Consider the following 12,361-nt stretch of genomic DNA (forward strand, 5'->3'; position numbering starts at 1 on the left):
ATTTCTCCTCTATCGATTGGCATTACTTTATCATTTAGAGTTGCGACAATAAAATTTACAGAGTATTCTTCTTCCTCTTTTTTATTTAATCCGAAAAGTTTTTTAATGAAGTTCATATTTTGGTTTAGCTTGTTTACAACGGTTATGTATAAGGAAAGTTGCGTGTTTGTATGCGAGGATTTTCCGAAGGAAAATCAGAAGCTAGCAAACGAGCAACTAACTTTGGTTTAGCTAAAACTAGCAATTTTTTTTATACTGTGTTGTGTGTAGTTATTTTTTTAGCAGTTTTTTAATTTGTTTTTCTAATTCTTTTTCACTCATTTTAGAATATTCGTCCAAAACACTATTCCTTTGGTCAGGTTCTTTTTCTATTAATAACTTATAATATTCCAAGACTTTATTCATAGATTTTATGGAGGAATCTTTTAAGTTATATTTATTTCCTGTTCTAATTTTACTTGCTAATTGATTGCTTGTAAATACAACATTGATTTCGTCATAATATTTATATTTTCTATCGGTGTCCATAAATTCCTTTAGCGCTGAAAAATCCACAGGGAAGTTTGGATATTTTACAAACTGATAAGTTATATAATCCGATGCCTTTGACACAAATTCTTTGTCCGCTTGTTCAACTGGATTAGTCGAAAGCCATTCAATTCCAGCTAGTATTTCAGATTCAGATTTTATATCTATCTGTCCGAATAGCTTGGATTGAACAGATAATATCGTTAATAAACTTAAAGCTAAAAGTTTCATATTCGTTTTTTTTCTAATTACACACAACGGTTATGTATATAATTTAGTTTGCTAAGGTAAAGCAAGCATATACAAATAACCAAATATTAAGCGTTTATAGAATAGTTTTATAAGCGTGCCAATAATGGCAAATTAATTATATACGTTGTTGTGTGTAGGTGTTTTTATTTTGGGTTCAATATTGCTATACATCTTTCTAAAATTTCTTCGTTATCAACCACAATGAAATTTAATTTTCTCCTTGTTCTTGTCATAATTTGAAGTAACATTTTTGTTGGATGATAATATGGTCTATTCTTATAGTTTTTTGTTGATAGTTTATTCTCGTTATTATAATAAAAGAAAGAATCAACAACAGCAATTACTTTATCAAATTCTTGACCGATAACACTGTGTGCGTTGTCTTGTTCTCCTATTCTTAAATTATCATAAGGTAAGTTATGTCTACTTGAAGGGGTGTAATTTATTGTTTTCCAACCTTTATCTTGTAAGTATTTAATATGTTCTATGGCTTCATTATAAGTTTTAAAATAATTTAATTCAACATTTGGTTTACCTAATTTGTCAATTTGACGACCATTGTCCAAAATACATTTTATAAAAGAAGCTATTTCTTTATTTGTTCTTATTTTCTCAGTTAATTGAAACTTAAGAGGATTTACAATGCTTTCAATTTGTAATTCAATATTATTATTTACTTCAGTACTCCTTAAACATTGTTGCTTGTCATAGGAAAAGATGCAACTTTTTTTATGTGTTGTTACTTCTTTAATTATGTGCTTTAATTGATTAGGATAAACTCTTTGAACTTCATCCATAATGACAAGTGAATAATTTGAAATATCTTTATGATATGTGTTTTTTGCAGGTATAATATCCCAGCCATACTCATCTCTTAATTTGTAATGACCTTCATTTAGTAATCCACAATGAATAATTAATACATTCATTTTTTTAGACATACATTCTTTAACGATGTCATATGTTAAAAGAGTTTTTCCTGTTCCTGCTTTCCCAATAATAGAAATAAAAGAACTTTTACTAACATCATTAATATCCTTTAATGATTTTAGTTTTATTTCTTCTTGATGGTTTGTGAGAAAAAATTTATTCAAAACAAATTTTTCTGTTGAATTAAATGGAGAAACCAAATAATTAGAAGGATTAAAAAGAGAATCTACATTTTCAATACTTTTTACTTTTTGAAGTTTTAATACTTTTAAAAGTTCTTCGGGTTTTTCCTCAATGATATCATTGTTATTGTCTAACCTGAATAATTTTTTTTCAGCTGAAATAAAAGTGAAACATAAAATATTTTCTCCTAAAAAATCTAAATAATATTTATTTCTAGTTAATTGTTTTTTTATTTTCTCTTTTGTACTCGTGCTTTTAAGCTCAATGTTTATTGTGTAATTTTCTCCAAATCTAAGTAAATCAAATTCTTTGCTTATTTGTGGGATTTTATAACCTAGATAATAATTGTCAAATTCATCAACATTCTCTGTCTTTTTTAACAAGGAATTTACGAAAATTTCCAAGTCGTTTAATTCTCCACCTTTCATTGAAGTATTAAAATAATTCAGATAATCATTAAATAATTCAGGATTTAGGTTATTATGAGCTTGAATTATAGATAAGATGTTCGTTTTTTTCATTTATGATGGTTGGTTAGCACTTACACACAACGGTTACGTATAATATTAGTGGCGTGTTTAAGCACTAATTTAGTAAATAGAAACTTGCCAGCGGAAAATTCCGCAGGAATTTTCCAAGTAGGCTAGAACCAGCCATTAATTTTATGCTTTGTTGTAGCGCGTTTATTTTCCAGTTCTATATCCAATTACAAAACTTGTCCATTCTATTCCCAAGCTTCCAATTTCTTTATTCTCTTTATTGGTCAAATGTGGAATCAATTCATTAAAAGGCAACATTACTCCAACAATTTTACTATTCGACTTGTCAATTATTATCGGACTGTATGGAACATCACTTTCAGTCCAAGTTATTTCGAAAACTAATAATTCAAAACGACCTTTTTCAAGTTTTTTATGAATTTTGAGTTGGTCAGCAGTTTTTTCTTTTTTTAGTTTTTTAATGAGTTCAGTCGTAATTGGTAAATATTCAACTGCTTTATTTTTCGGTTTCCATAATAATTCCCGTATTTCTACTTCATTTCCAATTTCAAGTTTGGATATCAGATTCTCGTAATCAACTTTATATTTCTTTTTAAAAATTCTCATTGGCAAAATGCGCTACAACGGTTTTGTGTATGATTTCGTTGCGTGTTTAAGTACTAAAGTTAGCAAATAAATCATAAATAGAAAGTCCGCTAGGACTTTCGTAAGTAGGCTATAACTAGCAATGAATTATACACGTTGTTAGCATACGTTTTTATATTTCAGCGTACATAAATTCAACTTTCTTTAATTCAATTCCGCTTTTAGTTTTCTTTAATTTCATTCGATAATTACTATAACCAACGTATCTAATTATGTCTTCCGCTTTGTCAGATTTAGGTTTTTGTAAAATCCGAATTCGATATTCCATTTTACTTATCCGCACGAATTCCATAATTCTATATTCAAATTTTAATTCCGCATCTTCTTTCAGTTTAAATGTGAAATGAGTTCCGTTTAGATTGTTTTTCAGAAATTCCTCGTCAATTAATTCAGGTATCATTTTCGTATTCTCAATCTTAATTTCATTTCCGTATTTATCCGTAAAACTGAATTCAGAAGTTTGAGCTTTCAATCCGAATGAAACTCCGATTAAAATCAGAATTAATGTCAATTTCGATATTTTGTTTTTCAGTTTCAATGTTTTTCTCAAATGTATGCTAACGTGTTTGTGTATGGCTCGTTGCGGGAAATCAGCTATGATTTTCCGCCGTAACCGAAAGATAGCAAATTGCAATGAATTCCGATTAGGAATTCAGCCGCAATGAGCTATACACGGTGTTGTACTGCGTTTTTTAATTTCCATATTTCATTCGTTTCCACTATCTCAAATTGTATAATTCCATTTGATTTACTCCAATAAAGTTTATCAATTGGATAAATTCCATTGTAAAACATTTTCGAAAACTTGTCTTTTGGTCTTTCAAATCTTTTACTTCTTTCCAAAACTACAACATCATCGTATTCAATTCCGTTTACATTGAGTTTTGTGGTATTCAGTTCATATATTTCTTCAAGGTTCGTTCCGTGAACATAATTCTTTCCGTTAATTCTAATATTCCATCTGATATTTGTGTCGGAAGAAAAATTTTCTGTATCGAGATAAATCAATTCATCGCAACTTTTACAGTCCGAATTATTTGTGTGTACTCTTAATAATTCCGTGTTTTTCGCCCAAAACATATCTCCCAAATTCGGTGGGCGTTTTACTAAAGTTAAGTCAGTAATTTTAATAGTGTCAATATCCGATTTATTTGACTCAAAAATTAATTCGTCATTTTTCTCATATGGAATAATTGCCTTTTCTTTTTCAGTCAGACTTTTTGTTCGAAACATATTAGTCAAAACGTAGCCAACAAATAGAATCAGCATTAAAGCAATTATATGTTTTGTTTTCAATTTTGATTTCATTTCGTCGCTCAAATGCAGTACAACGGTTGTGTATAAGAATAGTGCGGTTTTGTGTCCGAGGATTTTCCGCAGGAAAATCAGAGTGACTAAAAAAGCACTAACCTTTTGATTAAGAAATAAATTTAAGCATTATTTCTTATACTTTGTTGTGCCTAGTTATTTATTTCCAATAATTGAACGACATTTAGTTTCAATAATTTTCATCGCTTCTTGTAGTTCTTTTTCAATTGTATCTTCTCCTTTAATTCGAACATATAAATCCGCTCTACTTTCTTTTAATATTTCTCGAATTAGGTTTTTATCCTCTCCATACTGACCGAGTTTTACCATTGCAATTTGGTCAGAGGCGAAGAATATTTTATTCATTGTTTGATTAAACTTGTCGAAATGTTCTTCAAATTCTTTTCCGTGAAGAGCTATGAATCTATATTTTAAAGTATGTAATTTTTCTAAAGGTTTTCTATTTCTTTCAAATCTTTCCCTCGAAACATATGCTTGATTGTAAATCTCAGTTTCTTGAGGTGATTCGTTTTCTTTTTTTTGTCGTGAAGAACCCTCATTTCCAAATCCAATAGGACTTCTAATTACTTTAATTGCGTGATGTGATTCATATAAATTAGCCAAAACTTCTTCAGCTAATTGGTATTGTCTTTTCCATTTAGTTTCTCTACGCCAACTGTTTATTCCCCAAATCGCAACTCCAGAAGCAATAATGACTCCGATACTTTTTATTAGTTCAAGAATTTCGTTCATTTCTATGCACATTTTGGTTTTAATTAGGCACAACGGTTGTGTATAAGGATAGTGCGGTTTTGTGTCCGAGGATTTTCCGCAGGAAAATCAGAGAGACCAAATACGCGCTATCTTTTTGGTTTAGGAATAAAATTAAGCATTATTTCTTATACTTTGTTGTACACAGTACATTATTCCCAAAGTTTGATCAATTGGCTCAATCCTTTTTCTATTCCGTTATAATAATCTCCGTTTTTAAATTCAGGAATTATAGTTTCATCAATCACTTTTTTACATTTTTTGTCTGTCAAAATTTTTTCTGTACCAAATCCAGTTGTAATGCGTAATTCTCTTAGACTTTTACTGAATAATATCAAAAGTCCGTTATCCGACTCTGGATTTCCGATTCCCCACTCGTTTGCTAAATCAGTTGAGTAATCAGCTATGTTTTCATAAGGCTCAATTGAGTTTACCGTAACAATTGCAATTTCTCGTGTCGTTTTTTGTTCATAATCTGAGATTATTTTAGTCAGATTTGAAATTTGATTTTCATTAAAAATTTTTTCGTAGTCAGAAACTGAACCAATCGGAAAAGGGAAACTACCGATACTGTCTAAAACCAATTCAGATGTTTTGGATTCCGAGTATTCTTTTTCGTAGTCAGTCCAAACCTTTTTTGAATTATAAGCAGCAAATGGAATAGCAATGATTTTTGGCAAAATAAACGATGCGAAAACATATAAAACTCCGATTGAACCTATAATTATTAATGCTTTCTTCATTTTTTTTTGGTATTGTGTACAACGTGTTCGTGTATGATTAGTTACGGAAAATTCGGTTAGAATTTTCTGATGAAGACACAAGTTAATTAATTCCGAGGAATTTCCGTTTAGGGAATTCAGAAGTAATTAATTATACACGTTGTTGCCCACAGTTATTTTATTCCGTTTTATTATTAAAATCAGATATGTTATTATAAAAATCAAAAGAGGAATTTGAAATGCTATGTAATTAAATTTCTCAATTGGTGTTTTAGTCATTCGTTTTATTAATGGCAAAATCATTAAAATGAAACTCAAAATTTTAATGATTCTTAATTTCCAATATTTTGTAAAGTTTAAAATTATTCCAGCCATTCCAAGAATAGCAAAAATCTGTTCAGCATTTCCAAAATCAAAAGTTGTAAAAATAATCCACATTAAAAATGGAATTCCAATCATTTGTCCCATAAGAATTATTAAGGAATATGAGATTAGAGAAACTATTTTTAGTTTTTTTTCCACTTTAAATTTTATTTTCTTCAAATGATTTGTTGAAATTCCGAACTCTTTTATTATTATCCAAAGATTCTCGATTTTCGTATTCCGCCCAATACATTACATCTCTTGGGTCACCTTTAGCAGATTCTAAAAATGATTTAAAACTTTCAATTCCATTATCTGCTAAAAATATCACACAGCGAATAATTCGGTCAGAGTTCAGATAGTCGTATTTATTCAAATATTCTGATAAAATTTTGTTCGCAGAGTTAAAGTCCGATTCAAATCGGATTTTCATTTGATTAATAATATCTTTTGGTAATTCTCTCAATTTTCCTGTTCAGCGAAATGTTTGTCTTTAATTGTGGGCAACGGTTACGTATAATATTAGTGGCGTGTTTAAGCACTAATTTAGTAAATAGAAACTTGCCAGCGGAAAATTCCGAAGGAATTTTCCAAGTAGCTAAAACTAGCCATTAATTTTATGCTTTGTTGGCAGTAGTTTTTATTCTTCCATCCACGTTTCTAATTTTCCAGTTTCTTTATTATAAAATATTATAAAAGTTATCTTTATTTTTCTCTTTGGTAATTTGAGATATGAAATGTTTATCGGTTTAAGTGCTTTCTTAATCTCTTTTCTACATTTTTTATCATCAGTTATATTCCACCACCAATCAACCCAAACTTTCTTTAATTTACCTTTTTTATTATAAGTCAAAATATATTTTTCATCACACAAGTCATAATATGGTGTTTTGATTGTATCCCAGACAATAGCTTTTTTTACTTGTTGAAAAAGAGTATCCTGTACTTTTTTTGCGATTTCTCTTTGTCTTTTTTCAAATCTGATTTTGTTAGCTATTTTTCCGTTTGAGATAGTTTTTTCATTTGTCTTAATTCCATCTTTAAATGATATATGAAGTTCCTTTTCATAAATCGAGGCATAACCCATATGAATGTATTGAACTCTTTCTCCTTGAGGAACAATTATTTTTCCAGTGAACCAATTCGCAAACACAGTTTCATTTCCGAACATCTTTTTTAAGTCAGCATTTTTTATTTCAAGTCCGCAACTGTTATGACAACTGGTTACTTGTATTAAATAGAGCTTATCTTCTTTTAATTCCCAAATAGCTTTATAACCTCTCCAACAAGCGGTCGAAACACAACCAACAAAATCAATTAACTCCCTTTTTCCCGTTTTTTCAAAATACTTTTCAAGCGGATTTGAGAAAATTGCAAGTGTATCGCCTTTATAAACTAAATAATCAGGGACTTGTCCAGTACCATAACTGAATTTGCAAAAAAGAAAAATCGAAAAGATTAGTAAGTATTTCATTCGTTGAATTTAGTATCTCAAATGTAATTCAGTCTTTTTTGTCTTAAAAATCAAAATGAGTGAAGTATGCTTTTCGTCGAGTAACAAGGTTTCTCAAATTACTGCCAACGGTTACGTATAATATTAGTGGCGCGTTTAGGCACTAATTTAGTAAATAGAAACTTGCCAGCGGAAAATTCCGAAGGAATTTTCCAAGTAAGCTAAAACCAGCCATTAATTTTATGCTTTGTTGGCAACTTTAATTTATTTGTAATTCAGTTCTTATGTTAATTTCCTTCGCTGAATTTTTGTCCTTTAGTTTCACTATTAATTTGCAAGGATTATTTATTTCTCCTTTCGTAAAAGTTAATTTTGCAGTTAATTGACTTTTTAAATCTTCTGGATTTACTCCTTCGTTTTCATAATCACTTAATAAATTCGGATTTGATATTATCTTATTTTCTTTATTATCTATAAGTTCAATCGAGAAAATTGGGAAAACTTTTTCATTGCTCAATTCCAAACCACTTATGTCATCAAGTATTAATATTAATAAATCTTCAGTACTCACATTTTGGTCAAAAACTGGCTGTTTAAGTGTTTCATTCCACAAGTATATTTCTGAATATTCAATTCCTTTGTTTTCAATATTAAGCAAGTCATTTTCTTTTATAGTAAAGGGTAATTCATAAGTGAACTTTCCATCTCCTTTTTTGTCCCAAATATTAACGAAAACTTTATATTTTTCTTCATTCTGATAAGGCAAAGCAGTTCTAAAGTTTGCTTGTAATTGAAGTGGAAAAAGGTCAGTTCCATTATCTAAACTTTTCAACAAGTTTGGATTAGAAAGAACAGTATCTTTTTCATTTTTTACAATATACATTGATAATCCAGGGAAAGTTTTATTTTCTGTCTTTGTTAATCCATTAATGTTGTTAAAAATTAGATTCACTTTTTCCCCAAATACATATTCATTTCTTTTTTCAATTTTTCCATTGATTTCAATATTAATGTCATCAATTCCAATTCCATCTCCTCTTGAATAAGCGCCAGTAATTAAGTCTGTATTTACTGATTGATTAAATTGACAAGAATTAAATGTGATAATTCCTAATGTTAAAATTAATATTCTAAATTTCATTATTTGTTCGGGTTTTTTATTGTTGCCAACGGTTACGTATAAGAATAGTGCGGTTTTGTGTGCGAGGATTTTCCGAAGGAAAATCAGATGTAACAAAAAAGCACTAATTCTTGATTAAGCACTAATTTAAGCATTATTTTTATACAATGTTGTGCTTTCGTACTTTTTTCATTAGGTAAATTTTATGTCTTTCTGCTAATTTAAATTCTCCATCAGATTCTATGTTTTTCATTGATTTTAAATAACCTAATCTAGAATGTCCTTCTACGAGTTGGAATGGTTTTTTTAATTCACTCCAACTTGGGAATTCCGGATTCAGAGAATTAATATCCAGAATAATAGGTGGTTTTTTCCACGTTCCATTTGTTTTCCAATAATCAAGATCTTCATCTAAACAACAAAAATCCTCGATATTCTTAAAACTAGCTCTTTGGTTCACATACGATTGAAATTGTTCAATAACGTAAAGTTTATTTAATGATTCAAAATCCCAAGAAACTAATTCAAATTCAATTAAGTCAAAATTAATCCAAGAATAATTTTTTAAAGTTTTGTGATTTTTGTGATGTGGATGAATCCATTGTTCATAAACCTCTTTCGGAAATTCTCCTAATTCAAATTTCGTTTCACAAATTCGGTTATAATATTCCGCGAAACATTCTTGATTTCCATCATTATTTTCATTCGGTTTTAATTCCAACCATGTGGTATGAATTAGTGTCATTTCGGTTTTTTTTGGGTATGAAGCACAACGTTTACGTATAAGATTAGTGGCGCGTTTAAGCACCTAATTTAGTAAACAAATACTTGCCAGCGGAAAATTCCGCAGGAATTTTCCAAGTAGGCTAGAACTAGCCATTAATTTTATACTTTGTTACCTACAGTTTTTATATCGATGCATATTCATAAATAATTTTTTCAGATTCTTTTTTGGCAAATTTCATTTCCCATAATTCGGTTGTTGATTTAATTAAGTTTGCTAAAAATGAACTAGAATACATAATCAAAAATGATAACATCAAATTATTAAACTCTCCATCGGTTTCCATTCCTTGAGCGTAAACTAATTGAGTTATTGATGCTGGTGAAGAATGTGTATGTACAGACATTAGTTTATAATAAGCACGAAACTCTTCTAAATCTAAACCACGTTTTTCAACTATCTCAAATTGAGTTAAAAGTGTACTTTTTTTTCCGTTGAGAATGAATCTTTTTGTTTGTTTATCTAATTTTTCAAAGTGTGAATTGTTTTTAATTTTGTCTTTAAATTCACTTATTTTTTTCTCTAAATATTCAACGTTTTTTTCATCGTAAAGGATTCTGTTAAAAATAAAATCCGTTGAAATAAAATCGTGATATTTTAGGATATCGGTTCTAAATTCAAACTCGTCTTGTTCAATTTTGTCGTCTATTAAATACCAGAAAATGTTTGATAATTCTATTAAATTCCGACATAGTGAGAAAACAGATGAAATATCAAGATAGAGTTCTTTACCTTCTGAATATTTACTTTCAGGAATTAGTTTTAAAATTGAAAAACTGTTGTCTAATGCTTTTGCGAGTAAATGAGTTGATTTTGTTTTTATTTCGTCATCAACATATATTCCGCCAAAATGTTGAGATAAATCACAACCAATTTCGGTAATTAGTTCAAAATCCGATATTACATTTGGTTGTTTTTTCAATTAGTTCGTTTTTTTTGAAATTGTAGGTAACGTTTTTGTGTATGATTAGTGGCGTGTTTAAGTAACTAATTTAGCAAATAAAAACCGAATAGAAAGTCCGCGAGGACTTTCGTAAGTAGGCGAGAACTAGCCATTAATTATACACGGTGTTACCTACAGTTATTTATCTAATACTTTTTTCGTTTGTCTGACAAGATTCACAAATAATTCTTCTCGTTCATTCTCATCCATTTTGCTAATTGGTTTACTAGGTGGATTCATTGCTTGATATTTATTTAGCGTATCAAATTCTTCAAAAAGACAAGGTTTCAATATAACAGTCAAAATAACAGCTCCATTTTTTTCCGCAGCTTCTAGTAATGGTGGAATTTCTTTAGTAGCTATAAATTCAGAGCCTAGAAAATCTGTACTTATTAATAAAATAGCGACTTTTGTTTTAGAAATAGCTTTTTCAATTTCCTTTTTCCATTCTTGTCCAGGTTGAATTTTTGTATCGTCCCAAAAATTGATTTTACCCAAAAAAGGTTTAAAATGTCGTTGTATATCATTTAGATATTCCTTGTCAAAATGACTATAACTTACAAAAACATTATCTCGTATGTTCTCATCTTTCGATTCAAACTTCTGATGAGCAATTGCTGGTAGAGTATCCAACTCTTGCTTTATGTAGAAGAGAAGCTTTTCCGCTATTATTTCTTCTCCACAACCTTCTTTAGGTTTTCCTCCGTGAGCTCTGTCTCTATGTTCTTGTAAATCAGTTTTAACAATTGATTCTATCTCATCTAAAAAAATGGCTTTATTGCTTGTCGTATAAAAATCATTTAATCGAGATTTTATCAAATGAAAGTCTTCAATAGGATTAAATCTATCAGAACCTTTAATTTTCCATTCATAAAAGTCTTTGGCTTCGATTCGAATTATTTTTTCTTGTTCCATAGGTTGGTTCTAATTGTAGGTAACGGTTACGTATAATATTAGTGGCGCGTTTAAGCACTAATTTAATAAATAGAAACTTGCCAGCGGAAAATTCCGAAGGAATTTTCCAAGTAAGCTAAAACTAGCCATTAATTTTATGCTTTGTTATGTTTAGTTTTTCTCTCTTTTAAATACTTTATTTCTTTCGAAAGTTTGCAGTTTTATTTTATTCCTATTTATTCGATATACTTTTTCTTTTTCAAAATATTCATAGAAGAAATCGTATTTCAATTTTACAGTTAATGTTTTAGGTGAATCATCTGTAATTGGAATTACTGCATCTTTAAATCCTACAAATTGAATTAATATTTCATCAATTTTTTCATTGTCAATGACACAAATTCCATTTTTATCTGTTGATTTTCCTGCAATAATTTCATTGTTTTTTTTAACAGTACAACTTGAGAATTCAATTGGATTTAATTCTGAATCCAATACTTTTACTTTATAAAAATCGGTTTGTTTTTGTTCAGGTATTATTAATTCATATGAAAGGCTGTCTTGTTTGAGTTCGCTATATAGATTAATTGTTTTTCCATCAAACTCAATATTTCCATTTGTAATTCCATTATTAAGTCCTTGCTGCCAATTAAATACAAAAGTTGAATCTGATTTAAACTCAATTGATTCTCCCACTCCATAAATGCTTTTCCAATAATATTTTCCTTCAATTTTATCAATTGAAAAATCTTTAGTCGAAGAACAACTAATTGCTAAAAAGAATAAAATTGTTTTCAGTATAGACTTCATAGGAAATTAAACATAACGGTAACGTATAAGAATAGTAGCGGATTTTTACGCACTTACTTTTCGGTTTGTTACTGTCGTTTGATTTATAAATTTCATTTTCGTTTTAGCGATTAAACCGCTATTATTTTTATACAATGTTAGGCACTGGCTTTTTC

General features: G+C 29.1%; 15 protein-coding genes. All 15 read right to left on the reverse strand.

Translation table 11 applies throughout. The features are described 5' to 3' along the window. Positions 1–270 precede the first annotated feature (270 nt). Positions 271–759: a hypothetical protein gene (locus tag ACH5TW_RS00185; RefSeq protein ID WP_439334453.1), complete on the reverse strand. Its 489-nt coding sequence runs from the start codon at positions 757–759 to the stop codon at positions 271–273. Between the two features lie 164 nt (positions 760–923). Further along, entirely contained in the window at positions 924–2,414 is a 1,491-nt protein-coding gene (locus ACH5TW_RS00190) for an ATP-binding protein (RefSeq protein ID WP_439334454.1), read from the reverse strand. A gap of 162 nt (positions 2,415–2,576) precedes the next feature. Beyond that, positions 2,577–3,005 (reverse strand): hypothetical protein, encoded by a 429-nt coding sequence (locus tag ACH5TW_RS00195; protein ID WP_439334455.1) that lies wholly within the window; start codon positions 3,003–3,005, stop codon positions 2,577–2,579. 145 nt (positions 3,006–3,150) lie between these two features. Then, positions 3,151–3,549 carry a hypothetical protein gene (locus tag ACH5TW_RS00200; RefSeq protein ID WP_439334456.1) on the reverse strand — a complete coding sequence of 133 codons (399 nt, stop codon included), beginning with the start codon at positions 3,547–3,549 and terminating at the stop codon, positions 3,151–3,153. 155 nt (positions 3,550–3,704) lie between these two features. Beyond that, positions 3,705–4,334, reverse strand: a complete 630-nt coding sequence (locus tag ACH5TW_RS00205) for a hypothetical protein (RefSeq protein WP_439334457.1) — start codon at positions 4,332–4,334, stop codon at positions 3,705–3,707. 168 nt (positions 4,335–4,502) lie between these two features. Next, positions 4,503–5,099 carry a hypothetical protein gene (locus tag ACH5TW_RS00210; protein WP_439334458.1) on the reverse strand — a complete coding sequence of 199 codons (597 nt, stop codon included), beginning with the start codon at positions 5,097–5,099 and terminating at the stop codon, positions 4,503–4,505. Positions 5,100–5,269: 170 nt separating this feature from the next. Next, entirely contained in the window at positions 5,270–5,860 is a 591-nt protein-coding gene (locus ACH5TW_RS00215; protein ID WP_439334459.1) for a TPM domain-containing protein, read from the reverse strand. 126 nt (positions 5,861–5,986) lie between these two features. Then, positions 5,987–6,382: a hypothetical protein gene (locus ACH5TW_RS00220; protein ID WP_439334460.1), complete on the reverse strand. Its 396-nt coding sequence runs from the start codon at positions 6,380–6,382 to the stop codon at positions 5,987–5,989. Continuing rightward, a complete protein-coding gene (locus tag ACH5TW_RS00225; protein ID WP_439334461.1) occupies positions 6,363–6,668 on the reverse strand; it encodes a hypothetical protein in 306 nt (101 codons plus the stop codon). Before ACH5TW_RS00225 ends, ACH5TW_RS00220 begins: the two co-directional genes overlap by 20 nt. A gap of 174 nt (positions 6,669–6,842) precedes the next feature. Continuing rightward, positions 6,843–7,676 (reverse strand): hypothetical protein, encoded by an 834-nt coding sequence (locus ACH5TW_RS00230; protein ID WP_439334462.1) that lies wholly within the window; start codon positions 7,674–7,676, stop codon positions 6,843–6,845. 238 nt (positions 7,677–7,914) lie between these two features. Then, complete coding sequence (locus tag ACH5TW_RS00235) at positions 7,915–8,796, reverse strand: hypothetical protein (protein WP_439334463.1); 882 nt, start codon at positions 8,794–8,796, stop codon at positions 7,915–7,917. Positions 8,797–8,935: 139 nt separating this feature from the next. Beyond that, a complete protein-coding gene (locus ACH5TW_RS00240; protein ID WP_439334464.1) occupies positions 8,936–9,520 on the reverse strand; it encodes a hypothetical protein in 585 nt (194 codons plus the stop codon). Positions 9,521–9,683: 163 nt separating this feature from the next. Further along, the gene (locus ACH5TW_RS00245) at positions 9,684–10,481 is read right to left on the reverse strand and encodes a DUF5677 domain-containing protein (RefSeq protein ID WP_439334465.1); all 798 of its coding nucleotides are present in this window, start codon (positions 10,479–10,481) and stop codon (positions 9,684–9,686) included. A 159-nt stretch (positions 10,482–10,640) separates the two neighbouring features. After that, on the reverse strand, positions 10,641–11,417 hold the full coding sequence (locus ACH5TW_RS00250; RefSeq protein ID WP_439334466.1) for a toll/interleukin-1 receptor domain-containing protein: 777 nt from the start codon (positions 11,415–11,417) through the stop codon (positions 10,641–10,643). A 150-nt stretch (positions 11,418–11,567) separates the two neighbouring features. Continuing rightward, positions 11,568–12,206 carry a hypothetical protein gene (locus tag ACH5TW_RS00255; RefSeq protein WP_439334467.1) on the reverse strand — a complete coding sequence of 213 codons (639 nt, stop codon included), beginning with the start codon at positions 12,204–12,206 and terminating at the stop codon, positions 11,568–11,570. Positions 12,207–12,361: the final 155 nt, after the last annotated feature.

The sequence above is a fragment of the Thalassobellus sediminis genome, from assembly GCF_044386045.1.
Taxonomy (GTDB): domain Bacteria; phylum Bacteroidota; class Bacteroidia; order Flavobacteriales; family Flavobacteriaceae; genus Thalassobellus; species Thalassobellus sediminis.